Origin of the sequence: Pseudomonas graminis (assembly GCF_004364335.1) — a bacterium.
GTDB classification, from domain to species: Bacteria; Pseudomonadota; Gammaproteobacteria; order Pseudomonadales; family Pseudomonadaceae; genus Aquipseudomonas; species Aquipseudomonas graminis_D.
Genome location: NZ_SOCR01000002.1, coordinates 420,695 through 447,390, shown reverse-complemented (window position 1 = coordinate 447,390; position 26,696 = coordinate 420,695). Strand labels below are relative to the sequence as shown.

23 protein-coding genes are annotated in these 26,696 nt (G+C 63.7%); 19 read left to right on the top strand and 4 right to left on the bottom strand.

What is annotated here, in order from left to right; genetic code table 11:
- The first annotated feature begins 26 nt into the window (after window positions 1-26).
- The 7 genes from sixA (at window position 27) to EC919_RS04430 (ending at window position 6,416) form a co-directional block, all read left to right on the top strand.
- A complete protein-coding gene (sixA, locus tag EC919_RS04460) occupies window positions 27-482 on the top strand; it encodes a phosphohistidine phosphatase SixA (protein WP_133771604.1) in 456 nt (151 codons plus the stop codon).
- An 81-nt stretch (window positions 483-563) separates the two neighbouring features.
- A complete protein-coding gene (locus tag EC919_RS04455; protein WP_133771602.1) occupies window positions 564-1,007 on the top strand; it encodes a hotdog fold thioesterase in 444 nt (147 codons plus the stop codon).
- A gap of 655 nt (window positions 1,008-1,662) precedes the next feature.
- Window positions 1,663-2,496: an alpha/beta fold hydrolase gene (locus EC919_RS04450; protein WP_133771600.1), complete on the top strand. Its 834-nt coding sequence runs from the start codon at window positions 1,663-1,665 to the stop codon at window positions 2,494-2,496.
- Window positions 2,493-3,347, top strand: a complete 855-nt coding sequence (locus tag EC919_RS04445) for an alpha/beta fold hydrolase (RefSeq protein ID WP_133771598.1) — start codon at window positions 2,493-2,495, stop codon at window positions 3,345-3,347. Before EC919_RS04450 ends, EC919_RS04445 begins: the two co-directional genes overlap by 4 nt.
- A gap of 186 nt (window positions 3,348-3,533) precedes the next feature.
- Window positions 3,534-4,364, top strand: coding sequence for a DUF4892 domain-containing protein (locus EC919_RS04440; RefSeq protein WP_133771596.1), 831 nt, complete (start codon window positions 3,534-3,536; stop codon window positions 4,362-4,364).
- Between the two features lie 75 nt (window positions 4,365-4,439).
- Window positions 4,440-5,360 carry a cation diffusion facilitator family transporter gene (locus tag EC919_RS04435; RefSeq protein WP_133771594.1) on the top strand — a complete coding sequence of 307 codons (921 nt, stop codon included), beginning with the start codon at window positions 4,440-4,442 and terminating at the stop codon, window positions 5,358-5,360.
- 3 nt (window positions 5,361-5,363) lie between these two features.
- On the top strand, window positions 5,364-6,416 hold the full coding sequence (locus EC919_RS04430; RefSeq protein ID WP_133771592.1) for an AI-2E family transporter: 1,053 nt from the start codon (window positions 5,364-5,366) through the stop codon (window positions 6,414-6,416).
- Between the two features lie 55 nt (window positions 6,417-6,471).
- On the opposite strand, the gene xopAW is transcribed toward EC919_RS04430, so the two are convergent.
- The 3 genes from xopAW to EC919_RS04415 form a co-directional block, all read right to left on the bottom strand.
- Window positions 6,472-7,272, bottom strand: coding sequence for an EF-hand domain-containing protein (gene xopAW, locus EC919_RS04425; protein WP_133771590.1), 801 nt, complete (start codon window positions 7,270-7,272; stop codon window positions 6,472-6,474).
- 288 nt (window positions 7,273-7,560) lie between these two features.
- The gene (locus tag EC919_RS04420; protein ID WP_133771588.1) at window positions 7,561-8,640 is read right to left on the bottom strand and encodes a sensor histidine kinase; all 1,080 of its coding nucleotides are present in this window, start codon (window positions 8,638-8,640) and stop codon (window positions 7,561-7,563) included.
- Window positions 8,637-9,389: a response regulator gene (locus EC919_RS04415; RefSeq protein WP_133771586.1), complete on the bottom strand. Its 753-nt coding sequence runs from the start codon at window positions 9,387-9,389 to the stop codon at window positions 8,637-8,639. The genes EC919_RS04420 and EC919_RS04415 overlap by 4 nt, the downstream gene beginning before the upstream one ends.
- Window positions 9,390-10,475: 1,086 nt before the next feature.
- Here EC919_RS04415 and kdpF point away from each other — a divergent pair.
- From kdpF to EC919_RS04375, 6 genes are all read left to right on the top strand, one after another.
- A complete protein-coding gene (gene kdpF / locus EC919_RS04405; RefSeq protein ID WP_037009437.1) occupies window positions 10,476-10,571 on the top strand; it encodes a K(+)-transporting ATPase subunit F in 96 nt (31 codons plus the stop codon).
- Between the two features lie 5 nt (window positions 10,572-10,576).
- Window positions 10,577-12,271 (top strand): potassium-transporting ATPase subunit KdpA, encoded by a 1,695-nt coding sequence (kdpA, locus tag EC919_RS04400; RefSeq protein WP_133771583.1) that lies wholly within the window; start codon window positions 10,577-10,579, stop codon window positions 12,269-12,271.
- A gap of 85 nt (window positions 12,272-12,356) precedes the next feature.
- Window positions 12,357-14,354: a potassium-transporting ATPase subunit KdpB gene (gene kdpB, locus EC919_RS04395; RefSeq protein WP_243842206.1), complete on the top strand. Its 1,998-nt coding sequence runs from the start codon at window positions 12,357-12,359 to the stop codon at window positions 14,352-14,354.
- A 64-nt stretch (window positions 14,355-14,418) separates the two neighbouring features.
- Window positions 14,419-14,985: a potassium-transporting ATPase subunit KdpC gene (gene kdpC, locus EC919_RS04390; RefSeq protein WP_133771578.1), complete on the top strand. Its 567-nt coding sequence runs from the start codon at window positions 14,419-14,421 to the stop codon at window positions 14,983-14,985.
- A 356-nt stretch (window positions 14,986-15,341) separates the two neighbouring features.
- Window positions 15,342-17,999, top strand: a complete 2,658-nt coding sequence (locus EC919_RS04380; RefSeq protein ID WP_133771573.1) for a sensor histidine kinase — start codon at window positions 15,342-15,344, stop codon at window positions 17,997-17,999.
- 63 nt (window positions 18,000-18,062) lie between these two features.
- Window positions 18,063-18,752: a response regulator gene (locus EC919_RS04375; protein WP_133771571.1), complete on the top strand. Its 690-nt coding sequence runs from the start codon at window positions 18,063-18,065 to the stop codon at window positions 18,750-18,752.
- 546 nt (window positions 18,753-19,298) lie between these two features.
- Here EC919_RS04375 and EC919_RS04370 read toward each other — a convergent pair.
- On the bottom strand, window positions 19,299-20,360 hold the full coding sequence (locus EC919_RS04370) for a patatin-like phospholipase family protein (protein WP_133771569.1): 1,062 nt from the start codon (window positions 20,358-20,360) through the stop codon (window positions 19,299-19,301).
- A gap of 172 nt (window positions 20,361-20,532) precedes the next feature.
- Between EC919_RS04370 and EC919_RS04365 the strand changes: the two genes are divergently transcribed.
- From EC919_RS04365 to EC919_RS04340, 6 genes are all read left to right on the top strand, one after another.
- On the top strand, window positions 20,533-20,811 hold the full coding sequence (locus EC919_RS04365) for a hypothetical protein (RefSeq protein WP_062381160.1): 279 nt from the start codon (window positions 20,533-20,535) through the stop codon (window positions 20,809-20,811).
- A 175-nt stretch (window positions 20,812-20,986) separates the two neighbouring features.
- Window positions 20,987-21,904: an AAA family ATPase gene (locus EC919_RS04360; protein ID WP_133771567.1), complete on the top strand. Its 918-nt coding sequence runs from the start codon at window positions 20,987-20,989 to the stop codon at window positions 21,902-21,904.
- Window positions 21,874-22,857 carry a DUF58 domain-containing protein gene (locus EC919_RS04355; protein ID WP_166650485.1) on the top strand — a complete coding sequence of 328 codons (984 nt, stop codon included), beginning with the start codon at window positions 21,874-21,876 and terminating at the stop codon, window positions 22,855-22,857. Before EC919_RS04360 ends, EC919_RS04355 begins: the two co-directional genes overlap by 31 nt.
- A gap of 13 nt (window positions 22,858-22,870) precedes the next feature.
- On the top strand, window positions 22,871-24,871 hold the full coding sequence (locus EC919_RS04350; RefSeq protein ID WP_133771562.1) for a transglutaminase TgpA family protein: 2,001 nt from the start codon (window positions 22,871-22,873) through the stop codon (window positions 24,869-24,871).
- Between the two features lie 45 nt (window positions 24,872-24,916).
- On the top strand, window positions 24,917-25,687 hold the full coding sequence (locus tag EC919_RS04345; RefSeq protein ID WP_166650488.1) for a CHAD domain-containing protein: 771 nt from the start codon (window positions 24,917-24,919) through the stop codon (window positions 25,685-25,687).
- A gap of 138 nt (window positions 25,688-25,825) precedes the next feature.
- Window positions 25,826-26,620, top strand: a complete 795-nt coding sequence (locus tag EC919_RS04340) for an acyl-CoA thioesterase (RefSeq protein WP_133771558.1) — start codon at window positions 25,826-25,828, stop codon at window positions 26,618-26,620.
- Window positions 26,621-26,696 lie beyond the last annotated feature (76 nt).

Below are 26,696 nucleotides of genomic sequence, written 5' to 3'. Positions count from 1 at the left end.
TCCACGCCCGGCGAGGAGCCAAAACCGTGAAGGTCTGGATTCTGCGCCACGGCGAGGCAAAGCCTCAGGCCCGTACGGACGCCGAGCGTGAGCTGACCGCCAAAGGCCGCGAGGAGGTCTTGCGCAGTGCCGCTCACCTGATGGGTCAGCCGCTGCAGCGGATCATTGCCAGCCCGTATGTGCGCGCCCAACAGACCGCCGAGCTGGTCCGTCAGGCGCTCGGTTTTACCGATGCCATCGTGACCGTGCCGTGGCTGACGCCGGACTGCAATCCGCACAAGGTGCTGGAGCAGATGGGTGCGTACAGCGCGGAGAATGTGTTGCTGGTCAGTCATCAACCTCTGGTGGGCACGTTGATAGGGCTGGCGGTGCATGGCTCTTTGCAGCAGGCGCAACCGATGCACACTGCCAGTCTGGCTCAGCTTGAGGCGGATTTGCCCCTTGTTGGGGCGATGGAACTGGTGGATGTTCGGCACACTTGATGATGGAGCGGAGAGCGCTTTTCTGCGCTCCCGCGTTGAATGATGGAAGTGGTGCAAACTCTGAAATAACAAGGAAGAACCATGAGTATATGGCGTAGCCCTCCGGACCTTGACGCGCTTAATGGGAAGCAGAAGAACACCATTGGTGAGGTGCTGGATATCCGGTTTGAGGCGGTCGACGACCAGTCTTTGACGGCGAGCATGGCGGTGGATGAGCGCACTCATCAGCCTTACGGTTTGTTGCACGGCGGCGCTTCGGTGGTGCTGGCGGAGACGGTGGGGTCTACGGCCAGCTATCTGGTGATTGATACCGATCGGTTTTTTTGTGTGGGGATCGAGGTCAACGCGAACCATTTGCGCGGGGTGCGCAGCGGGCGAGTGACGGCGGTGGCGCACCCGGTGCATATCGGACGCACGACCCATGTCTGGGATATTCGTCTGACGACGGAGGATGGCAAGGCCTGTTGTATTTCCCGGTTGACGGTGGCGGTGGTGCCCCATGGGGAGCAGCCGCCCGGGCGGTGATTCGCCTGCTGGTTCTGCCTAACGGCAGAACTGTTTCGCCTTCGGCGAGTTACTTGGAAAGGCACCCCAAGTAACCAAGGGTGCTTGCTCCTGGTTTGGCCCCTCCTGCGTCGGGGTTCCTTCACTCCGGTCTCGCTCCGTGGGCCCGCGCCGAGCGGACATCCATGTCCTGACGGCGCTCTCGCCGCATCCATGCGGCTCGGCCCACTCCGCGAGACCTCCGTTCAGCCTGCACCCAAGTCGCGATTGGCGGTGACTGGGCCTTTTGTGTACGAAGATCAAAAGCAGATCAACTGCAGATCAACTGCAGATCAAGGGCTTCCCGGCTGAAGCCGGTCCTACGGGTGCGCCGCCGGTCCTACGGGTGTACGCGGTGTTTTTGTAGGACTGGCTTTAGCCGGGAATAGGCCAGACAGAGCAATGAATTTTTGCGGCGTGATGGTTGATCGTTCCCACGCTCCGCGTGGGAATGCCGCTTCAGGCGCTCCGCGTCCCTGCCGTGGGCTGCTCTGATGGGTAACTGATTGCTCTCACTCAAGCAGATAAACCTCCCCATGACCGGAGTGGCCTCATCGATGGCAGTTCCGGTCATTGCCGCCCCTCTCATGGGGTGCGCACAATCGCGGCTTGTTCGGGTTGCTCTGGGTGCGTCGGCATGTCTCAACTTCTGTTTTTCGCTCACGCCAATGGCTTCCCGTCGGGAACGTACGGCAAGTTGTTCGCGGCGCTTGGGCCTGAGTTCGAGATTCGCCATCTGGAGCAGCATGCCCATAATCCGCAATTTCCGGTGACAGACAACTGGCCGGAGCTGGTAGATGAGTTGATCCACCATGTGCGCGAGCAGCCGCAGCCGGTGTGGGGGGTTGGGCATTCGCTGGGTGGCGTGCTGCACTACCATGCGGCGTTGCGTCATCCGGAGTTGTACCGGGGCGTGGTCATGCTTGATTCGCCGGTGCTGACGCGGTTCGATCAGTGGATGATCCGTGCGGCCAAGCGCTTCGGTTTCATTGATCGCATCACGCCCGCAGGTCGGACGCTGGGGCGCCGGGAGGTGTTCAGCAGTGTCGAGGCGGCGCGGGAGTATTTTGCCGGCAAGTCGCTGTTCCGGCGTTTCGATCCCGATTGCTTCGAGGCGTATCTGCGTCACGGGCTGCAAGCCGATGGCGAAGGGGTGCGCTTGCGTTTTGACCCTGCGACCGAAATCAGCATTTACCGCAGCGTTCCCCACACCAGCCCCGGCCTGGCCCGTCAGTTGCGGGTGCCATTGGCGATGGTGCGTGGCGAAAGCAGCGATGTGGTGCGCCGCCACCATGCGCTGTCAGTCAAAAGCATGCGCGAGGGCGTGTATCTTTCCGTGCCCGGCGGGCATATGTTCCCGCTCGAACATCCCGAGGACACCGCCCACATGCTCAGAACGCTGTTTTCCCGCTGGACGGCCCGAGCTGAAGGCGCGACCGCTGACGCCGCCCTGCAGCGAGTCGGCGCATGACCTGCTCGGTTGAAGAAATCCGCCTGAGCCTGCCCCATATCGAGCTGGCCGCTCATCTGTTTGGTCCCCAGGACGGCATTCCGGTGATTGCCCTGCATGGCTGGCTGGACAACGCCAACAGCTTCGCGCGGCTGGCGCCCAAGCTTGAAGGGTTGCGGATACTGGCGCTGGACATGGCCGGGCATGGTCACTCCGACCACCGTCCGCCAGGCTCCGCCTACGGCTTGCCGGACTACGCCCACGACGTGTTGCAGGTGGCGGGGCAGATGGGCTGGGAGCGGTTTTCTCTGCTGGGTCACTCGCTGGGGGCGATCATTTCGGTGGTTGTTGCAGCTGCGGTGCCCCAGCGAGTCAATCGTCTGGCCCTGATCGACGGCTTGGTGCCGCCGGTGGGCGAGCCCGAGTCTGTCGTCGAGCGTATGGGCGCGGCGCTGCAGGCGCAGTTGACCCAGCAAAGCAAGCGCAAGCCGGTCTACCCGGACATGGACCGGGCGGTGGAGGCGCGGATGAAAGGCATGGTGGCGGTCAGTCGTGAGGCCGCCGAACTGTTGGCCCAGCGTGGCCTGATGCCGGTGCCGGGTGGCTACACCTGGCGCAGCGACAGCCGACTGACCTTGCCCTCGGCGATTCGTCTGACGCGCGCGCAGGCGCTGTCTTTCGTCACGGCGGTGCGCTGTCCGGCGCAGTTAATCGTCGCCGAGGAGGGCATGCTCGCGCAGAACCGAGAGCTGCTTGAGAGCATTCCCTTTACGGTGACGTCCTTGCCGGGCGGGCACCATCTGCACCTCAACGATGAGGCGGGGGCGCGCTCTGTTGCAGACTGTTTCAATCGCTTCTTCGCCGCGCCTTGACTTGCGACCTGCAACTGCCGAGGCTGGAGCAGTTGAAACAGGAGACTGCACGATGGACCACTGCCCACGCCCCGACATTTTATTTTCCAGCACGCCGCGCGTTGTCGCGGCTTTGTTTTGCCTGCCGATTGCCTTGCCTGCCGCTTCAAGGGCTGCCTCGCCGATTGCCCTGCCATGAGCGCATCCATGACGTTCGCCCACACCTTCACCCGCACGCTCGCGCTCACGCTGCTGCTCACCGGGTTCAGCGCCATCGTCCATGCAGCCGACGTCCCCGGCAGTCAGGACTTGCCCAGCCTGCCGCGACTGGAAGACGCGGAAATCGTCGATTACCGGCCCGCCGCCGAGCTGGAACGTATTTACCCGCTGGGCTCGATCCGCAAGATCAGCGGCCAGTTGCGTTTCGACGGGCAGGTGTCCGGGCGCGGCAACGTCACTGCCATCACCTACCAATTGCCGGTCGAGCACAGCGCCGATGAGGCGTTCACCGCTGCCCGTGAGGCGTTGCAGCAGCAGGGCGCGCAGTTGCTGTTCTGGTGCCAGGCGCGCGACTGCGGCGAAAGCAGCCTGTGGGCCAACGAGGTGTTCGGCAACGCCAAGCTGTATGGCGCCGACAACGGTCAGTCCTATCTGTTGCTGCGCCTGGCCGCCCCGGCTGACAACACGCTCGTGGCGTTGTACGGCATCACCCGCGGCAACCGCCGGGCGTTTCTCCACGTCGAGCAATTTCAATCGAGCACGCCGCTGGGGGATTTGCTGCCGACGTCCGCGACCCTGTTGCGCGAGCTGAAAAGCACCGGCGAGCTGGAGCTGCCGATGCTGACGGCAGAGCCTCAGGAACCCTGGATCACCTTGCTGTCCCGAGGCCTGAATCTGGACAGCACCTTGCGCGTTACCCTTTCCGGAGACCAGCGCGAAGCGTGGCGTCAGGCGCTGGTGGCCAAAGGCGTGCGCGCTGCACGGCTGGAAGCGGGGGATCGGCAAGATCCCGGCCTGACCCTCGAACTCATTCGCTGACGGCCGCCGAGCCAGGTTTGGTCTGACTTCACCGTGTGTTTACAATGGCCTCCTTTAATCGCCCCCGTGAGTCAGATGACAGAGCCAAGCGTGCTTCGCCTTTCCATTATCGTGACGTTTGCTCTGGCTATCTTTGGGGTGGTTTTCGGTCTGCTGACCGGGTCTGCGTCGATTATTTTTGACGGTGTATACACCCTCATCGACGCCATCATGACGAGCTTCGCTCTGGTCGTTGCCAAGCTGATTGCCTTCTCTCACAACGATTTCGGTCGAGCCCGCCTGACCCGAAATTTCACAATGGGGTTCTGGCACCTTGAGCCCATTGTGCTCGGGTTGTCCGGGACTCTACTGGTCGGCACCGCTGGCTATGGCCTGATCATGGCCGTTGGAAGTCTGATGGCGGGCGGGCGACATCTGGATTTCGATCTCGCGCTTGTTTTTGCTCTAGTGGCCCTTGTGAGCGCGGTTGGGATGATCATCTATGGCCGACGAGCAAACAAACGACTCCATTCAAGCTTCATTGCCCTGGACGTAAAAGCCTGGACGATATCCGCCGCAATGACCGGCGCGCTGTTACTCGCGTTCCTGACCGGCTGGGTTATCGGGGGCACAGAGCTGGAATGGTTATCGCCTTATATAGATCCAGCGGTGTTAGCGCTTGTTTGTGTCATCGTTTTACCTATACCTCTGCCGACGATTCGCGACGCTCTCGCCGATGTTCTGCTGGTGACCCCGCCAGAAATGAAGAAAAGAGTCGATGACGTCGCTGGCGATGCTGTCCAGCGACATGGCTTTCTTTCCTACCGTGCCTATGTGGCCCGTGTGGGGCGCGGGAGACAGATCGAGATTTACTTCATCGTCCCGCCGGGCTTACCGCCACGCTCCCTGGAGGCATGGGACCTGATTCGGGATGAAATTGGCGAAGAGGTCGGAGGTACCGGCCCTGATCGTTGGCTGACAATCGCCTTTACCGTTAATAAAGAATGGGCTGAATGACCAATGTTCAATAACGATCGCCTGTTGGTGCAGATTATCCTGCTCGCGCTATTCGGCGCCTGCCTGTGGGTGATGGTGCCGTTCTGGTCGGCGCTGTTCTGGGGCGCGGTGCTGGCGTTCGCCAGCTGGCCGCTGATGCGTCTGCTGACCCGCGCGCTCAAGGGGCGGGAATCCCTCGCGGCGGCGATTCTGACCCTGGGCTGGATGGTGCTGGTGCTCGCGCCGCTGGTCTGGCTGGGCTTCAATCTCGCGGACCACGTGCGCGACGCAACGGCGTTCGTCAAGGACGTGCAAGTGGATGGCCTGCCGGACCCTCCCACCTGGCTGGCGGGCATTCCGCTGGTGGGCGAGCGGCTGGTGGGTTACTGGAACACCATCGACCAACAGGGCGCGGCGCTGCTGGTCAGCGTCCGGCCTTATCTGGGTCAGGTCGGCAACTGGCTGCTGGCGCGCAGTGCGCAAATCGGCGGCGGGATTCTCGAGCTGGCCCTGAGCATCATCTTCGTGTTCTTTTTCTACCGCGACGGGCCGCGCGTGGCGGCGTTCGTGCTGAGTCTGCTGGAGCGGCTGATCGGCGATCGCGCGCCGTATTACCTGGACCTAGTGGCGGGCACGGTGCAACGGGTTGTCAACGGTGTGATCGGCACGGCAGCGGCGCAGGCAGTGCTGGCGCTGATCGGTTTCCTGATTGCCGGTGTGCCGGGCGCGCTGGTACTGGGCATCGGCACCTTCCTGCTGAGCCTGGTGCCCATGGGCCCGCCGCTGATCTGGATACCGGCCACGGCGTGGCTGGCCTGGAGAGGGGATTACGGCATGGCGATTTTTCTCGGCCTGTGGGGCACGTTCATCGTCAGTGGCGTCGATAACGTGCTCAAGCCGTATCTGATCAGTCGCGGCGGCAATTTGCCGTTGGTGATTGTCTTGCTCGGGGTGTTTGGCGGGTTGCTGGCGTTCGGCTTCATCGGCCTGTTCATCGGCCCGACATTGCTGGCTGTAGCCTACAGCTTGCTGCTGGACTGGGTCGGAGAAAGCCGCGCGCGTCAGCCGGTCAAGTAACAAGCACGGCTACAAAAACCGCCGCCGGGCTGGCCTCGGCGGCGGTTTTTTTTCGTCAGGCTGAGGTGCTGACGTATTTGCCGGACGTGGCGTTGCTGTTGAGGTTGTAGCGATCACTAAGGGCCGCGACCATGCGGTTCAGGGCTTCAGTGGCCTGGGTGGTGGTTTGCGAAGTGGCTGTTTGAGTAGAGGCGGTCTGGCTACTGGAGGACGAGGCGCTGGCGGAATTCGTCGTGCCCTGCAAGGCGCTGGTCAGTTCCGCGGCGGTGATGCTGCCGTCGCTGTCGCTGTCCAGGCTGCTGAACAGGTCACTGGAGTCCTGCGCAGGCGGCGGAGGCGGCGGTTGTTGGGCCTGCAGGGTGGCGGTCAGTTCGTCGAGGCTGACGGTGCCGTCCTTGTTGGTGTCCAGGGCATCGAACACTTTACTGCTGTCGGCGCTGCTGCCTGAACTGCTCAGTGCGGTGGTCAGTTCATCGCTGCTGACCGTACCGTCGCCGTCGCTGTCCAGCGCACTCAGCAGGTTTTGCGCGTCATCCGCCGCAGAGCTGCCGTCCATCTGCATGGGGGGCGGCGGCGGAGGCGTCAGGGCGGCCAGCTCGTCGGCGTCGAGGCTGTCGTCGTCATTGCTGTCGAGATCGCCGAACGCCTTGCTCAGGCTGACGGTAATGCCGTCCTTGGAATCCGAAGACAGCGCCGAGCTCAGCTCGTCCTTGTCGATACTGCCGTCGCCATTGGCGTCGAGTTTCTTCAACAACTCGTCGGCGAACTTCTTGCTGTTGGCGGTGCTGGTGGTGCTGCTCGTGCTGGCACTGGTGTAACTGGAATAACTGCTGCTGCCGCTGACGCCTGTGATCATCGGACTGACTCCCCATCAGATGGATAATGCCGGGGCGGTGCTCCGGCTTATGCAGCGTCAAGGCAAGGCGTGTCGTGGGTGTGTTGGGTTTGTACCGGCGAGCGTACGTGAGGCTTGCGTGAGACTTCGCTCAGTAGGACCGGCTTCAGCCGGGAAGAGGCCAGTCCGAACACCGTCAGATTTGCGGCGTGACGCCTGACGAATTCCCGGCTAACGCCGGTCCCACACCGGGCTCCATCGCCAGTAACACCGAACGCACCCGGTCCCATGGCTGATGACGGCGCCGAGTCAGATGCGCGGAAGATCCAGTACGGCAGTCAGACCGCCACCGGGCGTTTGTTCGAGGCGCAGGTCGCCGCCCATCCGGCGTGCGGCTTCCCGGGCGATGGTCATGCCGATGCCGACGCCACCCGAGTTGCGATTGCGCGAGCTCTCGACGCGATAGAAGGGCTCGAACACCACTTCCCGCAGGTCTTCGGGAATGCCGGGGCCGTGATCGATGACGCTGACCCGCAGGCGATCGCTGGCGTCTTCGATCTCCACCCGCGCATGCCCGGCGTAACGCAAGGCGTTGTCGATGAGGTTGTTCAGGCACGAGCGCAGGGCCATGGGCTGGGATTTCAGCGGCCGGCAGGTGCCGTTCGCCTGAATGTCGTCGCCGTTGTCCTGGGCGTTTTCGGCCAGGGATTCGATCAGCGCCTGCACGTCAAAGTACTGCAGCGCTTCGCTGGTGCGCTGTTCGTTGAGGTAGGTCAGGGTCGCGTCGAGCATGCCGATCATGTCGTTGAGGTCCTGGCTCATCTGCCCGTGCAGCCGCGGCTCGTCGATCTGCTCGACCCGCAGTTTCAGGCGCGCGAGGGGCGTGCGCAGGTCATGGGACACGGCGGCGAGCATGCGCCCGCGCTGTTGCACCTGTTCGCGGATGCGCTCCTGCATCAGGTTGAAGGCCTGGGCCGCCTGACGTGCCTCGCGCGGACCATTGGCGGCCAGGGGCGGGCTGTCGAGGTTTTCGCTGAGGCGCTCGGCCGCTTCGCTCAATCGGCGGATCGGCCGGCTCAAGGCCTTGGCGCCGAACCAGGCGGCCAGCACCAGGCTGATCAGTTGAAACAACAAGGGCACAAGCGGAATGCCCAGCAGTGGCGGGCGGCACGGCGGCCGGTGCCTGTCGTTCCGGTCTGCCTCGGCGGCAGGGTCGCGGTCGGGCGGCGCTTGCATCTGGCCGGCCATGGGCCGATTGCAGTCGGGCGGAGGCGGCATTCTCGGCCCGTAGTAATGAAACCAGACGAACGCCAGCAGGTGGGCGAGGACGATCGCCAGCAGTGCCCCGCCAAACAGCCGGGCAAACAGGGTGTCGGCCGAGCGGATCAACCAATCTCCCGGGCGTCGAACATGTAGCCTTCGCCGCGCACGGTTTTGATCAGTTGCGGGGATTTCGGGTCATCGCCGAGCTTCTGGCGCAGGCGCGAGACCAGCAGGTCGATGCTGCGATCAAAGGCTTCGATGGAGCGGCCGCGGGCGGCGTCGAGCAATTGTTCGCGGTTGAGCACGCGACGCGGCCGTTCGAGAAACACCCGCAGCAGGCGGAATTCGGCGTTGGACAACGGCACGACGAGGCCGTCGGGCGCGGTGAGTTGGCGCAGGACGCTGTTCAGGCGCCAGTTGTCGAAGCGCAGGGTGGTGCGTTCTTCGGTACGGTCATCGCGCACCCGGCGCAGGATGGTCTGGATGCGGGCGACGAGTTCGCGGGGTTCGAAGGGTTTGGCCATGTAGTCGTCGGCGCCCAGTTCCAGGCCGATGATGCGGTCGGTGGGTTCGCAGCGGGCGGTGAGCATGAGGATGGGGATGTCGGAGGTGCTGCGCAGCCAGCGGCAGAGGGAGAGGCCGTCTTCGCCGGGGAGCATGAGGTCGAGGACGACGACGTCGTAGGTGTCTTCGGTGAGGGCCAGGCGCATGGCGTTGCCGTCGGTGACGCCGGTGCTGTGGATGTTGAAGCGGGCGAGGTAGTCGCAGAGCAGTTCGCGGATGGGGATGTCGTCGTCGACGATGAGGGCGCGGGTGTTCCAGCGGCGCTCTTCGCTCGGCGCGGTGGCGGTGGTGCTGTCGGGTGTTGTCTGCATGGTGCTGCCGCCGTGTGGTGCCGCCGGGTGGGCCGCGGTTAGGAGTCGACGCTGCCATGCTACTTCGCTGGCGAGCGGGGCGGAAGGGTGAAGGGGGCAGGTGTCGGTGGATTGTCTTGAATGTATCGAGTCAGGTACATCTGCGGTGTGGCTGAGTACGCCGAGATCAAGATCAAGATCAAGATCCCTAAGATCAAGAGCGTCTGCCTGGGGGCAGACCGTTTCGCCTTCGGCGAGTTACTTGGAAAAGCGCCCCCCTCTCTATTTTAAAGAGCAGCCAAGGGTGCTTGCTCTCGGTTGGGCCCGACTTCGTCGGGTTCCTTCACTCCGGTCTTGCTCCGTGGGCCCGCCGCCATCCGCCATCCATGGCGGGGGGCGGCTCTCGCCGCATCCATGCGGCTCGGCCCACTCCGCAAAACCTGCGTTCAGCCTGCACCCAAGTCGCGATTGGCGGTGACTGGGCTTTTTGTGTACGAAGATCAAAAGCGCGTTTAAGGCAGATCAACAGCCTCCCAGCTGAAGCCGACCCCACTGGGTGAACGCGATTTCACCGTAGGAGCCGGCTTGCTGGCGAATGCAGATTGTCAGGCGGCGTCTTCATATCTGAATCACCGAGTTCGCCAGCAAGCCGGCTCCTACAGGGCATCGCATCCGGTCAGAAAGAATGTGCAAACGCTAGTCATCACAACAAAACTCGCTTTTGCCGTTTGCCGTTTGCCGTTTGCCGTTGCTCTGCTTTTGATCTTCCTATGCAAAAAGCCCAGACACCGCCAAACGCGACTTGGGTGCAGGCCGAAGCGTCGTCGGAGTGAGGGAATCCCGACGAAGGAGGGACCCAACCAGGAGCAGGGCCTTTTTGGTTACTTTTTTGGCTCTTGGAAAAAGTGACCCGCCGTAAGGGCGGAACCATAACAACAGCCCACACAAATAACGGATATGCCTACGGTGTAAAGCTTCTAAACCCCCTGTTTTATTCACTCTTTACGCTTTCTTTATGGCCGCCACCCCCCGTCGCTCTCGTTCCTTTACACCCCCACTGCAGACAATTGCCCCACACGGCAGTCGCCGTATGACGGAGAGTTTTTCATGAGCGTTCTGGATGGGGTGTCACTGCTGCTCGCAGCAGGGTTATTCGTTTACTTGCTGGTCGCGCTCCTGCGCGCCGGCCGGGTCGAGGAGTAACGGCCATGCACGGTTACGACTACCTGCTGATACTGGCGTTTTTTGCCTTGGTGCTGTTGCCCGCGCCGCTGCTGGGACGGTTCTACTACAACGTCATGGAAGGCAAGCGGACCTTTCTGACCCCGGTCATGGGCCCCGTCGAGCGCATCTGCTATCGCCTGTCCGGCGTCGACCCCGCGATCGAACACAACTGGAAAACCTACACAATTGCCCTGCTGGCCTTCAACCTGGCCGGGTTCGTCGTCCTGTTCGCCATCCTGCTCATGCAAGGCTCGCTGCCCCTCAACCCACAGGGTCTGCCGGGCATGGAATGGTCGCTGGCGTTCAACACCGCGATGAGCTTCGTCACCAACACCAACTGGCAGAACTACAGCGGCGAAGCGTCCCTCAGCTACCTTAGCCAGATGGCCGGGCTGACCGTGCAAAACTTTGTCAGTGCCGCCACCGGCATCGCCGTGCTGGTCGCCTTCTGCCGAGGCATCAGCCGCCGCTCGACGCAGCACCTGGGCAACTTCTGGGCGGACATGACCCGCGCCACCCTTTATGGGCTGTTGCCGATGTGCATCCTCCTCGCGCTGTTCCTGGTGTGGCAGGGCGTCCCGCAAACCTTCGCTCATTACGTGGACGCCGTGACGCTGCAAGGCACCGACCAGACCATTCCCCTGGGCCCGGCCGCCAGCCAGATCGCGATCAAGCAACTGGGCACCAACGGCGGTGGCTTCTTCGGCGTCAACTCGGCGCATCCGTTCGAGAACCCGACTGGCTTGAGCAACCTGTTCGAGCTGGTGTCGATCATTCTGATCCCGGCGGCGCTGGTGTTCACCTTCGGTCATTACGTCAAAGACCTGCGTCAGAGCCGGGCGATCATCGCCTGTATGTTGGTGTTGCTGCTGATCGGCGGCGCCACATCCCTGTGGGCGGAATACCAGCCCAACCCGACGCTGAACATGGCCACGGTGGAACAGACCGCGCCCATGGAAGGCAAGGAAACGCGTTTTGGCACCACGGCAACCGTGCTGTGGGCAACCGCGACTACCGCTGCTTCCAACGGCTCGGTCAACGGCATGCACGACAGCCTCAACCCGCTGAGCGGCATGGTGGCGCTGGCTAACATGATGGTCGGCGAAGTGATCTTCGGCGGCGTTGGCGCAGGCCTTTACGGCATGTTGTTGAACGTGCTGATCGCGGTCTTCCTCGCCGGCTTGATGATCGGCCGCACCCCGGAGTACCTCGGTAAAAAACTTCAGGCCCGAGAAGTGAAGCTGTTGGTCGCGACGCTGATCGTGATGCCGGTCGGCGTACTGGTGTTCGGCGCCGTCGCCGCCTCTTTGCCTGGTCCGGCAGGCTCGGTAAGTAACCCTGGCGCCCACGGCTTCAGCCAGTTGCTCTATGCCTACACCTCGGCCACGGCCAATAACGGCTCGGCGTTCGGCGGTTTCAGCGGCAACACACTGTTCCACAACCTCTTGATGAGTCTGTCGATGTTCATTGGCCGCTTCGGTTACATCCTGCCGGTGCTGGCGCTTGCGGGCAGTCTGGCGGCGAAGAAAACCGCGCCGCTCAATCAGAACAGCTTTCCGACCCATGGCCCGCTGTTCGTGACCCTGTTGACCGTCACCATTTTGCTGGTGGGCGGGCTGACGTTCCTGCCGACCCTCGCACTGGGGCCGATTGCCGAACATCTGAGCCTGGCCTTCTGAGGACCGAATCATGAACATGCAGCTTCCTGCGACAAATAAAACACCCCAACAGCCGTCCACCGTGGCCGGACCGGCGAAGACAGCGATGGCTGACCTTTGGCGGCCTGCGCTGGTCCAGGCTTTCGTCAAGCTCGACCCGCGCCAGTTGCAACGGGCGCCGGTGATGCTGGTGGTGGAACTGACCGCCATCCTGACCACGATTCTGTGCCTGATCCCCGACCCGGCCGTGCCGACCTTCGTGGCGGTGCAGATCGCCGTGTGGCTGTGGTTCACCGTGCTGTTCGCCAACTTTGCAGAAGCGCTGGCCGAAGGGCGTGGCAAAGCGCGGGCCGACAGCCTCAAGGCAGGCACCGAGGGCTTGAAAGCGCGGATCCAGGGCGCAAACGGCAGTTACCAGATGGTCAACGCCAGCACCCTGCGCAAGGGCGATGTGGTGCGCGTTGAAGCCGGTGAGATGATCCCCGGCGACGGCGAGGTGATCGAAGGCATCGCGGCAGTCAACGAAGCGGCGATTACCGGTGAGTCTGCGCCGGTGATCCGCGAGTCCGGCGGCGACCGTTCGGCCGTGACCGGCAACACCCGTCTGGTGTCGGACTGGCTACTGGTGCGCATCAGCGCCAACCCTGGCGAATCGACGCTGGACCGCATGATCGCGCTGGTCGAAGGCGCCAAACGCCAGAAGACCCCCAACGAAGTGGCCCTCGACATTCTGCTGATCGGCCTGACCCTGATCTTTCTGCTGGTGGTCGTGACCCTGCAGCCGTTCGCGCATTTTGCCGGCGGTAACCTGCCACTGGTGTTCCTCGTGGCGCTGCTGGTGACGCTGATTCCGACCACCATTGGCGGCCTGCTCTCGGCCATCGGCATTGCCGGTATGGATCGCCTGGTGCGCCTCAACGTGATCGCCAAATCCGGCCGTGCCGTCGAGGCGGCGGGTGACGTGCATGTGTTGCTGCTGGACAAGACCGGCACCATCACCTTCGGCAACCGTCGTTGCTCGGCGGTGTACGCGGCGCCGGGCGTCAGCCCTAAAGAACTGAGCGAAGGCACGCTGCTGGCTTCGCTGGCAGATGACACCGCCGAAGGCAAGTCCATCGTCGAATACCTGCGCGGCCTGCACCCGATGACCGAGCCTGCGCCGAGCCAATTGACGGCGGTGCCGTTCACGGCGGAAACCCGATTGTCTGGCGTCGATTTCGAAGGCCGCGTGTATCGCAAGGGTGCGGTGGATTCGCTGCTGAAATTCCTCGGCCGTGACCGCAGTGACCTGCCGCCGGTACTGGCGCGGGAGATCGACAAGATCGCCAAGACCGGTGGCACGCCGTTGCTGGTGTGTGGCGACGGCAAACTGCTGGGCGCGATTCACCTCAAGGACGTGGTCAAGCCGGGCATTCGCGAGCGTTTTGAAGAACTGCGCAAACTGGGCATTCGCACCGTCATGGTCACCGGCGACAACCCGCTGACGGCGGCGGCGATCGCGGCAGAAGCGGGCGTCGATGACGTGCTGGCCGAAGCCACCCCCGAGAAGAAACTGGAGCGCATCCGCCAGGAGCAGAACGACGGGCGTCTGGTGGCGATGTGTGGCGACGGTGCCAATGACGCGCCGGCGCTGGCCCAGGCTGACGTCGGCATGGCGATGAACGATGGCACCCAGGCGGCACGGGAAGCGGCCAACATGGTCGATCTCGACAGCGACCCGACCAAGCTGCTGGACGTGGTGCAGATCGGCAAGGAATTGCTGGTGACCCGCGGCGCCCTGACGACCTTTTCCATCGCCAACGACGTGGCCAAGTATTTCGCCATCCTGCCGGCACTGTTTGCAGCGATTTATCCGCAACTGGGCGTGCTCAACATCATGCACCTCGCCAGCCCGCAGAGCGCGATTCTGTCGGCCATCGTGTTCAACGCGCTGATCATCGTCGTGCTGATACCGCTGGCACTGCGCGGTGTGCGGGTGCAGGCCGCAAGCGCTGCGCATCTGCTGCGCCGCAATCTGCTGGTGTACGGGCTCGGCGGGCTGGTCGTGCCGTTTGTGGGGATCAAGGCGATTGACCTGCTGTTGACGGCCTTGCACCTGGTTTAACGCACTGATTGCGCTGCGCGGTGACTGATCCCGCGCCGCGCTCACTTCGAATGAGGAATGAATGATGTCCAGTGTATTGCGTCCGGCCGTGAGCCTGATCGTTCTGATGACCCTGATCACCGGCGTGGCTTACCCGCTGGTGGTGACCGGTGTCGCCCAGGTGGCGTTCCCGGATCAGGCCAATGGCAGCCTGGTGTACGACGACCATGAAAAGGTGATCGGTTCGGCGCTGATCGCCCAGAATTTCACCGGCGAAGAATGGTTTCATCCGCGTCCGTCTGCCGGGGCCTATGCCACCGTCGCCAGCGGCGCAAGCAACCTGGCGCCGAGCAACCCGGCGCTGGCGACGCGAGTGGCCGATGATGCCGCCAAAGAGAAAGTCAACAGCCAGGGCCCGGTGCCGCTGAACCTGCTGACCACCTCCGCCAGCGGCCTGGACCCGCACTTGTCCCCAGCCGCTGCGCAATACCAGGTGGCCCGCATCGCCGCAGCGCGTAACCTGCCGGCCGACTCGGTGCAGAAACTGGTGGCGGACAACACCCAGACCTCGCTGATCGGCCCGCCCGTGGTGAACGTGCTGGACTTGAATCTGAGTCTGAATCGGTTACCGTCTGGCAAAGTGGTGAACTGAGTCCGCTGGACAGACATCTGTGGTGCACACCGGACCTGTAGGAGCGGGCTTGCCCGCGAAGGCTTTGGCACGGACGCTAGAGCAACGTCGGATGTACCGGCCCATTCGCGGGCAAGCGCGCTCCTACACTTGGATCTCGGCCGGGACAGACATATGTGGCGCGCTACGAACCTGTGGGAGCGCGCTTGCCCGCGAAGACATAGGCACAGACGCTAGAGCAACGTCGGATGTACCGGCCCATTCGCGGGCAGGCGCGCTCCTACAATAGGCCTCGGCCAGGATAGAAATCGGTGATGCCCCTCTGAGTGGGCGACAACCAACGATCAACCGTCATCCAATGGATCAGGACAACCTTCGTGAACTCAACCACCCGCGCCGATGCTTTGCTGGTCAATCTTGCTCGGGACGATCGCGGGCGGCTGAAGGTGTTTCTCGGCGCGGCGCCCGGCGTGGGCAAGACCTACGCCATGCTCCAGGCCGCGCACACGCAGATGCGCCAGGGTGTTTCGCTGCTGGCCGGGGTCGTCGAGACCCACGGCCGCGCCGAGACCGAAGCGCTGCTGGGCGGTTTGCCCCAGCAACCCATGGTCCGTTCCGAGTACCGCGGGGTCATGCTCGAAGAGATGGACCTCGACGGTCTGCTCGCGGCGAAACCCAAACTGGTGCTGGTCGACGAACTCGCCCACTCCAACGCTCCCGGCAGTCGCCACGCCAAGCGCTGGCAGGACATTCAGGAACTGCTCTCGGCGGGTATCGACGTTTACACCACGGTCAACGTTCAGCACCTGGAAAGCCTCAACGATCAGGTGCGCGGCATTACTGGCGTGCAAGTACGTGAGACCCTGCCGGACTGGGTTTTGCAGGAAGCCTACGAACTGGTGCTGATCGACCTGCCGCCCCGGGAGCTGCTGGAGCGGCTGCGGGACGGCAAGGTGTACGTGCCGGAACAGGCCCGCGCGGCCATTGATGCCTTTTTCACCCAGACCAACCTCACCGCGCTGCGGGAAATGGCGATGCAGACCGCCGCCGCCCAGGTCGACAACGACCTTGCGCTGGGTTATCGGCAGTTGGGTCAGGCGGCGCCCGCAGTGCGCGGTCGTCTGCTGGTGGGCATCGACGGCGACGCCCAGGCCGAGCGTCTGGTGCGCCACGCCAGCCGCGTCGCCCAACGTCGGCATCTGCCGTGGAGTTTGGTGCACGTCGACAACGGGCGCTTTTTCGATGAACTGGCGCGCAGCCGTTTGCAGAATGCCCAGCAACTGGCCGAACGCCTCGGCGGGGAAGTGGTGGTGCTGCGGGCGCCGGAAGTGGCGAAGACGCTGATTCAACACGCCACCGAACGCCGCGCGAGCCTGGTGCTCGTCGGCCAGTCGCGTCCTTCGCTGCGCCGTCGTGTGCTGGGCGGCGGCCTGGCGTCGCGGCTACTGCGCAATGCCCACGGCCTGGAAATCAACGTGCTCGACAGCGAGTCGCGCCCCGATCAGCCGCAATCCACTACGCCACGCAATCTGGTCTGGTTCGACTACGCCCTGGCGCTGGTTGCGACGGTCGGCGCCAGTGCCTTGGCGTGGGCGGTGTCCAGCTGGCTGGCGCTGCCGAATATCTCCCTCGTCTTTCTGGCTGCCGTGTTGTTGGTGGCCGTGCGCAGCAGCGTCGGCCCGGCGATGGTCTGTTCGGTGCTGTCGTTTCTCGCCTATGACTTCCTGTTCATCCCGCCGAATTTTTCCCTGAGCATCCAGCGCGAAGAAGACGTGCTGACGCTGCTGTTCTTTCTGCTGATGGCCGCGCTGACCGGCAACCTCGCCGCTCGCCAGCGCCGCCAGTTGCAAGCGCTGCGCGACACTCAGGAGGAAACCAGTGAACTGCTCGACCTTTCCCGCCGCCTGACCGCCGCCACCGATCGTCAGGCGGTGCTCAGTGCCGCCGACCATCACCTGGCCGGTTGGAGCGAGTTGCAGCTGTGCGTGCTGGACAATGATCGCGAGGAGGGCTGGAAGGTCGAGGTGGGCGGGCCGCTGGAGTTCTCCGAATTCGAGCGCGCCGCGGCGGACTGGGCCTGGCAGCACGGGCAACCGGCGGGTAAGGGCACCGGCACGCTGCCGTCGGGGAGCTGGTGGTGGCTGCCGTTGTGGGTGGACGATGCGCCGATGGCGTTGCTGGGCATTCGTGCGAAACAGGGCCAGACCTTCACCCCTCAGCGGCGACGTTTGCTCACGGCGCTGAGTCAGCCGTTGGGTCAGGCCCTGGCGCGGGCGCGGCTGGCCGAGGACCTGGAAGCCGCGCGCTTGCATGGCGAGACCGAACAACTGCGCAGCGCCTTGCTGGCCTCGGTGTCCCACGACCTGCGCACGCCGCTGACCGCCATGCGCGGCAGCATCGACAGCCTGCTGGCGCTGGGCGAGGCGATTCCGCTGGAAGACCGCCGCGAGTTGCTCGAAGGCACCCGCGACGAGGCCGAGCGTCTGGACCGCTACATTCAGAACCTGCTGGACATGACGCGTCTCGGTCACGGTGCGCTGAAGCTGGCGCGGGACTGGGTCTCGCCGGGCGACATCGTCGGCAGTGCGCTTAATCGCCTTCGTGCCGTCCTCGCGCCGCTGCAGGTCAGCACCGATTTGCCGGCGGAACTGCCGCTGCTGTATGTCCACGCGGCGCTGATCGAGCAGGCGCTGATCAACGTGATCGAAAACGCCGCGCGCTTCTCGCCGGTCAATGGGCGTTTGCAGATGGCGGTCAGTGTGCAGAACGAAGAGATTGTCTTCGCCGTCAGTGATGAGGGGCCGGGGATACCGGAGAACGAGCGCGCAAAGATTTTCGATATGTTCTACACCGCCGCGCGGGGTGACCGAGGCGGGCAGGGCACGGGGCTGGGTCTGGCGATCTGTCAGGGCATGGTCGGCGCCCATGGGGGGCGGATCAGCGTGGACGACGGCATCGACGGTCGTGGCACCTGCATCAGCCTGCACTTGCCGTTGCAGGCGCAGCCCGAAGCGGAAATGGATCAGGCGGTCTGAACCCGCTTTGCGCTACGCTAATGCCCGTTTGCTACCGACCTTCTCATTCATGACAGGACACCCATGAGCCAGACGGCAACCATTCTGGTGATCGATGACGAGCCGCAGATTCGCAAGTTCCTGCGCATCAGCCTCGCATCACAAGGCTACAAAGTGCTGGAAGCAGGAACCGGCAGCGATGGCTTGACTCAGGCCGCGCTGAATAAACCCGATTTGCTGGTGCTCGACCTGGGGCTGCCGGACATGGACGGGCAGGAGGTGCTCAGCCAGTTTCGCGAGTGGTCGACGGTGCCGGTGCTGGTGCTGTCGGTGCGTGCCAGCGAGGGCGAGAAAGTTCGCGCGCTGGACGCCGGCGCCAATGATTACGTGACCAAGCCGTTCGGCATCCAGGAGTTTCTGGCGCGGATTCGTTCACTGCTGCGCCAGGCGCCGGAGAGCGGTCAGGTGGAGTCGGCGGTGGTCATTGGCCCGCTGAACATTGACCTGGCCTACCGGCGGGTGTCCCTGGGCGATGTCGAAGTTGCCCTGACCCGCAAGGAATACGCGGTGCTGGCGCAACTGGCGCGGCATCCCGGGCGGGTCATCACCCAGCAGCAACTGCTCAAAGACATCTGGGGCCCGACCCATGTCGAAGACACCCATTACCTGCGCATCGTGGTGGGCCACCTGCGGCAGAAACTGGGCGACGACCCCGCCGCGCCGCAGTACATCGTCACCGAAGCGGGGGTTGGGTATCGGTTAATGAATGCGTGACCACGACGGATCGCAAACGCAGATTCCGCGTACGATTGACGCCGCAGCGACCCCGTTTGTTGAGCTGGGCGATTCCTCCGTAGGAGCCGGCTTGCTGGCGAAAGCGGTGTGTCAGCCAACATCTTCACATCTGGTCCACCGCATTCGCCAGCAAGCCGGCTCCTACAGTAGGTCGGGGTCCGACCTTGAGCCCGAACCCGCTGCAAAACCTCTAGGAGCGCGCTTGCCCGCGAAAGCGGTGTGTCAGCCAACATATTCATATCTGGTCCACCGCATTCGCCAGCAAGCCGGCTCCTACAGTAGGTCGGGGTCCGACCTTGAGCCCGAACCCGCTGCAAAACCTCTAGGAGCGCGCTTGCCCGCGAAAGCGGTGTGTCAGCCAACATATTCATATCTGATCCACCGCATTCGCCAGCAAGCCGGCTCCTACAGTAGGTCGGGGTCCGACCTTGAGCCCGAACCCGCTGCAAAACCTGTAGGAGCGCGCTTGCCCGCGAAAGCGGTAGGTCAGCCAACATTTTCAAACCTGACTCACCTCAATCGCCCTCAATGCTCCTGCTCATACCGATCCAGCGTTTCCTTTGCGATCTGCCGCCCCAATGCGATCAGCTCCGGGGCTTTGTAGAATTCGAAGAACCGGCACACGCGTTTCGGCACGTTGATCAGAATGTCCGGCGGGTAGCCGGCGATTTTGTATTGCGCCAGGGAGGTCTGCATCACCTCGAAGCTCTGGTTGATCAAATCCAGCAGCGAAGCCGGGCCGACGTTGTCGATGATGATCGAGCCGCTGGCCGATCTCGGCGCGCCGGGTTGAGTGGGCGCGGCGGCGGGTTGCTGGCCCTGGGGATCGGCGGATTCGATATCGGCCATCAACCACGGATTGCCCGTCAGCACGGCGGCGCTGGGTTTTAGCCGTTCCTGGGCCAGGCGCAAACCGTCCTGGCCGGTCAGGTCCAGCTTTCGGCGGAACGGCAGGTGCGAGCCGATGGAACTCATCAAGCCGTCGAAACGCTTCTTCACCGCCGGCGGGCGCTCGATGACCGGCAAGGTGTAATGCTTCTGGGTCGTGGAGTTGAGGTTGACCGCGACAATCAAATCGCAATGGCTCGACACCACCGGCACAATCGGCAACGGATTCAGAAGGCCGCCATCGACCAGCGTGCGATTGCCCTGAACCACCGGGGTAAAGAGGCTGGGGATCGCCGCCGAGGCGCGCATCGCCGAATGCAGATTGCCTTCCTGAAACCAGATTTCCTGCTGATTGGTCAGGTCCGTGGCCACGGCGGTGTAGGGGATCGGCAGGTCCTCGATGTTGATCTCGCCGACGATGTCGCGAATCTTGCCGAACACCTTCTCGCCGCGAATCGCCCCCAGCCGGAAACTCACGTCCACCAGCCGCAACACATCCAGGTAATCCAGGCTTTCGATCCACGCCTTGTATTCGGGCAGCTTGCCTGCCGCATAAATCCCGCCGATCACTGCGCCCATGGAACAACCGGCGATGCAGGCGATGTCGTAGCCGCGATGTTCGAGCTCTTCGATGACGCCGATGTGCGCGTAACCCCGTGCGCCCCCGGAACCCAGGACCAGCGCGATGCGTTTATTCATGTGCGGTTTCCCGTTGTCAGCGTTCAGGCGGCCAGCCAGGCGGCCGATTCATCACACACCAGCGTAACGCCAACGGCGCGAAACGGGTATCGTGCGTCGCCCCGGTGTGGCACTTTTGCATCGCCGCACCGTCAAATCCGCATCGTCGATTTCCTTAGTTGAGGTAACACCCATGAAAGCCTGGATCTGCCTGCCCCTGTTGGCGTTGGTTCTCACCGGTTGCGCCGGCAAAACGGCCTACCGCGACAGCTGCGCCACCAACCTTGACGCGGCCTGGCACGAGCTCGATCTGGCCAAGGCCGAAGGGTTCGCCGGCACGGTCAGCTACTCCAAGGCTCTGTCGCTGCTGACCGGCGCCAAGACCCAGCAGCAGTTCGAAGCCTTCGAGGGTTGCTCCGAGAAAGCCGAGAAAGCCCGTTTCTATATCCGTGAGTCCCGCGCGGGTCGCTGATCTGCTTTACCTCGCGCGGCGCCTGACACCGCGCGTGCCCCCCTTCACCCCGCACGCCCTTCAATTCCCCAAACCCGCTCTAGCGAAAAGGCCTACGCTGACCTTACAGTGGCTGCACGTCTGGCATCGTCTGCAGTCCTATTAGCCATGAGCAGTCGCCTGGGGAGGCCTTCCGATGGGCAGAAAACTGGATGCGTGTCTCAACGCGATCAACGAAGTGGTGTTGGGCAAGGAACCGCAGGTTCGCCTGGCGCTGACCTGCCTGCTGGGCGGCGGTCACCTGTTGATCGAAGATTTGCCCGGCATGGGCAAAACCACCCTCAGTCACACCCTTGCGCGGGTGCTTGGCCTGAGCTTTCAGCGCATTCAATTCACCTCCGATCTGCTGCCGGGCGACATCCTCGGCACGTCCGTTTTTGATCGCGACACCGGGCAATTCACTTTCCATCCCGGGCCGATCTTCGCCGAACTGGTGCTGGCCGACGAAATCAACCGCGCCACGCCCAAGAGCCAGAGCGCGCTGCTCGAAGCCATGGAAGAGGGTCAAGTCACCATCGAAGGCGCGACCCGTTTGCTGCCCGATCCGTTTTTCGTCATCGCCACCCAGAACCCGTTCAGCCAGGGCGGCACCTTCGCCTTGCCGGAATCGCAGCTGGACCGCTTTCTCATGCGGCTTTCCCTGGGCTATCCGGCGCGGTCGGCGGAGAAGGCCCTGCTGCTGGGCGAGTCCCGTCGTGATCTGCTGCCGCGCATCGAGCCATTACTGGACCATGCTGAACTGGCGTTGCTTCAGCAGCAGGCGCGGCAGGTGCGGGCCAGCGACGCCCTGGTCGATTACGTGCTGCGGCTGGTCGATGCCACGCGCAGCCAGCCGCAATTCGCCTATGGCCTGTCGCCCCGCGCGAGCCTGGCGATCCTGTCAGCGGCGCGGGCGTGGGCATTGCTCGCCGGACGCGAGTACGTGATTCCCGAAGACGTGCAGGCGATTCTGCCCGCCGTCATCAGCCACCGCCTGCGCGAGCGCACCGACCCGACCGGGCATGGCGGCGGCGCGCTGGTCCAGTGGCTACTGCGCGAGGTGCCGGTGCTGTGATCGAACGCTTCAAACCGGTCTGGCAGCGCTGGGTGGGACGCCGCATTCCCCCGGCGTCGCGGGTCGAACTGGATCACCGCCGAATCTTCATCCTGCCAACCCGGGTCGGCGGCACGTACGCGCTCATTCTGTTCCTGTTGCTGCTGGTCTCCATCAACTACCAGAACAGCCTCGCCTACGGCCTGACATTCCTCATGCTGTCGGTGGGTGTGCTGGCCATTTTGCACACCTACCGCAACATCAGCGGGCTGGTGCTGAGTGGCGGCCACGCGCGTTCGGTGTTTGTTGGCGAACCGGTGCAATTGAACCTGCGTCTGGAAAGCAGCGGCCATGGCCATCAGGCGATTGCCCTGGGTTGGGACAGCGAGCAACTGGAGCAGACCGACGTTGAAGCTGAGCGTTTGGTGGAAGTCGGACTGACCCTGCCGGCGCTTAAACGCGGCTGGATGCGGGCCCCGCGTTTGCGCGTGGAGAGTGTGTTTCCGCTGGGGATCTTTCGTGCCTGGAGCTGGCTGGACCTGGAACAGACCGTGCTGATCTACCCGCAACCGCTGGCCGGCACCATGCCGCTGCTGCAAGGCGTGCAACCCCATGCCGAGGACGACGGCCACGCCACGACGGGGCCGGGCGTCGATGATTACCAGGGCCTGCGGCTGTGGCAGCCGGGTGACTCGATGGGGCGGATGCACTGGAAAGCCTGGTCGCGAGGGCAGGAGTTGATGGTCAAGGAGTTCAGCGACCTCAGCGGCCACGACCTGTGTCTGGACTTCATGGCCCTGGGCGGGGATATCGAAGAGCGGCTGTCGCGCCTGTGTTACTGGGTGCTGGAATTGTCCCAGCGTCATCAACCCTTCGCGCTGCGGCTGCCCGGTTTTATCTCGGCGGTGGACAGCGGCGACGCCCACCGCGAAGCCTGCTTGCGCCAGTTAGCGCTGTACGGGGTGCGGGCATGAAAGGCGCGGCGCGATGACCTCCTCAAGCCTGGCCAGACCGATTCCGCGGGTCAGCCTCAACTGGCTGCTGATCGCTCAGGCGCTGGTGATCGTGCCATTCGCCTTGCACGTACCGGTGGCGTTGATCGTGCTGTGGCTGGCCTGTTCGTTCTGGCGCATCCAGATCTTCCGCATGCGCGTGCGCATGCCCGGCACCTGGATCAAGTCGGGTCTGCTGGTCGGCACCGCCGGGGGCATTTATCTGGCGCGGGGCAGTTTGATCGGCCTGGACGCGGGGGCGGCGCTGCTGATCGCCGCGTTCATTCTGAAGATGCTGGAAATGCACAATCGCCGCGATGCGCTGGTGCTGATCTTTCTCGGCTTCTTCGGCATCGCGGTCGGTTACCTGTTCGAAGACTCGCTGCTCTGGGGCCTGTTTACCCTGCTGCCGATCACCACACTGCTGGCGGCGTTGATCGGCCTGCAACAGTCCGGCATTTCCAGCAAACCGGCCGCCACGCTGAGGTTGTCGGCCAAGCTGCTGTTGCAGGCCGTGCCGCTGATGCTTCTGTTGTTCCTGTTTTTCCCGCGCCTTGAGCCGCTGTGGTCGTTGCCGCAACCGAGCAACAAGGCGCTGACCGGTCTGTCCGACAGCATGGCGCCGGGGGACATCGCCGAGCTGAGCAAGTCCGCCGAGCTGGTCTTTCGCGCGAGTTTTGACGGCCCGCTGCCGCCGCGCAATCAGCTGTACTGGCGCGCGCTGACCTTGGAGCAATTCGACGGCAGACGCTGGTCGCAATCCTCGCGGGCGCAAGTGCCGGATGCGCCGCTGTGGCGCCGGGAAGGCGAGCGGGTCAGCTACAGCGTGGTGCTGGAGCCGACCGGCAAACCGTGGCTGATGACCCTCGACGTGGGCCAGACCGATCTGGCCGGCGTGCGCCAGATGAGCGATTTTCGATGGCAGCGGCGGCGACCGATCGAGCAATCGATGCTCTACAGCGTCGAATCCTGGCCCGACGCCGTGCGTGAGACCGTGCTCAGTGACGGCGCCCGGTTGCAGGCCCTGCAACTGCCGGCCAAGGGCAATCCCCAGGTGCGCGAGTGGGCGGCGGAACTGCACCGTCGCCACCCCCAAACTGACGCCGTGGTGGACGCGCTGCTGTCGTACTTCACCTCGCAGCCGTTCCGCTACACCCTCAAGCCCCCGGCGCTGGGCGCCAACAGCATCGATGACTTCCTGTTCGGCAGCCGCGCCGGCTTCTGCGCCCACTACGCCGGGGCCATGACCTTTGCGCTGCGGGCGGCGGGCGTGCCGGCGCGGGTGGTCGCCGGTTACCAGGGGGGCGAGCTAAACCCGGACGGCAATTATCTTACGGTGCGCCAGTTCGATGCCCACGCTTGGGTCGAGTACTGGCAACCGAACGTGGGCTGGCGCAGCGTCGATCCCACCGCAGCGGTGGCACCGGCGCGGGTTGAGCAGGGGCTTGAACAGGCGCTGGCGGCGGACGAAGACTTTCTCGCCGATTCGCCGATGTCAGCCCTGCGCTATCGGCACCTGGCCTGGGTCAATTCGATCCGCATGAGCTGGGACAACCTCAATTACGGCTGGCAGCGGTGGGTCCTCGGCTATCAGGGTCAGCAGCAGCTGCAGGTCCTCGGCCGCTGGTTTTCCGGGTTTCAGGCGCCGGTATTTGCCGGCGGCGCCGCGGTTATCCTGGGCCTGCTGGCGCTGTGGCTGTTCAAGCCGTGGCGCCGCGAGAGCGATTCGCAACTGCGCCTGTTCAACCAATTCGAACGTCTGCTCGCCCGGCAGGGTCTTAAGCGTCAGCCGGGTGAAGGCGCCCAGGCGTTCGCGCAACGTGCTGCCGGGCAACTGCCGGCCCACGCCGGGGCGATCCGGGATTTCGTCGGCGAGTTCGAAGCCCAGCGCTATGCCGGGGGAGACGGCTCCGTCGGTGCCCTGCGTCAACGCCTGAAGTGCCTGCGCCGCAGCCTGCCGTGGCGTTTGTCCGCTGTGAGGGGCAAGCAGTCGTAAATCATCAGACATTAATCTTCAACCTGGGAGTGCTTCATGTCAGCGATGGTCGATCACCTGGTCGCCGAGATTATCGGCCTCAACGTCAAACTGCTTGCCTGCCACGCGCGGCTGGAAGTCTCCACCGACAGTGAAGCGCTGCACGACCTGCGCACCAACGTCCGCCGCCTGCGCAGCGTGTTGCGTCCGCTGCGTGGCCTGCCGGGGCTGGATCAGGTGGAAAGTGCGGCGAAGGAGGTCGGTGCGCTGACCACGCCTTTGCGCGACATGCAGGTGCTGGCGGCGTTCCTCGATGAACAGGGTCTGCCCCAGGCGGCCGCCAAGCGCGATCAATACCTGAAAACCGCGTGCCCGAAAGTGGCCGGTTCTCCAGAACTCAATCGGCTGTTCGGCGTGCTGGATCAATTGCCGGCCTTGCTGCGCACCCAGGAGCGTCACGGCCTGCTCGACACATTGTGCCAGCGCATTGAAAAGCGTCTGGACAAACAGTGGAAGCAACTGCGCGAAGCCATGGGCGACCCTGCCCACGACCGCCATCGCCTGCGCCTCTTGATCAAGCGCGTGCGCTACGCCGGTGAGGCTTACCCTGAACTCAGTCATCAGCCGAAAAACATGGAGCGCCGGTTGAAAGCCGCTCAAGGCGCCCTGGGCGATTGGCACGATCACCTGCAGTGGCTGGAACAGGCGCGGCATCAGGCGGATCTTTCGCCTTGCGTGGCCGGGTGGGAATTGGGCATTCATCGTGCGGAGCAAAAGTCTGACCAGGTCCTGGAGCGACTGTACAAGGCGTGCTTCGGCAAACATTCTCCGCGCTGAGGCCTTTCGGTCCTCAAGGGGCGTCGCGCCCCCTCGCTTTTAAACAGTCTGGTCCGCAGGATTGGCGGTTATAAACCCTGTCCTGCGGCGTCTGCCTCGCTACCATTTGCCCATCCTGCCTGCCAACCTGGAACGCCCATGAAATTCTCCGAGCTGCTCGATGCCGTCCGTACTCATCCCGAATCCGTCAGCATTCCTGGCTCATGGGCTCAGGGACGTGCCTGCTTCGGCGGGCTGATGGCCGCGCTGATGTATGAAGCGATGCGCGCGAAGGTCTCGGCTGAGCGGCCGGTTCGGTCGTTGGCGATCTGCTTCGTGGCCCCGCCGGCCATCGACACGCCGATCTCGTTTGAAGTGGAGATCCTGCGCGAGGGCAAGGCGGTCAGCCAGGTGTTGGGACGGGCCAGGCAGAATGGCGAGGTCATGACCCTGATTCAGGGCAGTTTCGGCGCCCCCCGTGAGTCGATGATTGCGGTGCAGGCCGAGCCTGCGCCGGTGTTCAAGCCGGTGGACGAGATTCAGCCATTTCCGTTTGTCTCCGGCGTGATGCCGGAATACCTGCGCTTCATCGACCTGCGCTGGGCGTTGGGCGGCCTGCCATTTTCCAATACGCCGTCGGCGGCGATTGGCGGCTACGCACGCTTGCGGGACGTCGAAGAGGAACCCTTGACCGAAGCGCATCTGCTGGCGCTGGTCGACACTTGGCCACCGGCCGTGCTGCCGCATCTGAACAAGCCGGCGCCGGGAAGCTCATTGACCTGGACGATCGAATTTGTGCAGCCGTTGCCCGCGATGACCACCCATGACTGGACGCAGTACCGCGCGGTGATCGAGCATGCCCGAGATGGCTACGGTCATACCGCAGCGGCGTTGTGGACGCCGAAAGGGGAGTTGGTGGCGATCAGTCGCCAGACGGTGACTGTGTTTGGCTGACCAGACGTGAGTGCGCCGGGTTTGCTGAAGGCGTGCTCAGGTGACGCATGATGGGATAAGCCAAAAGCCTGAGGCC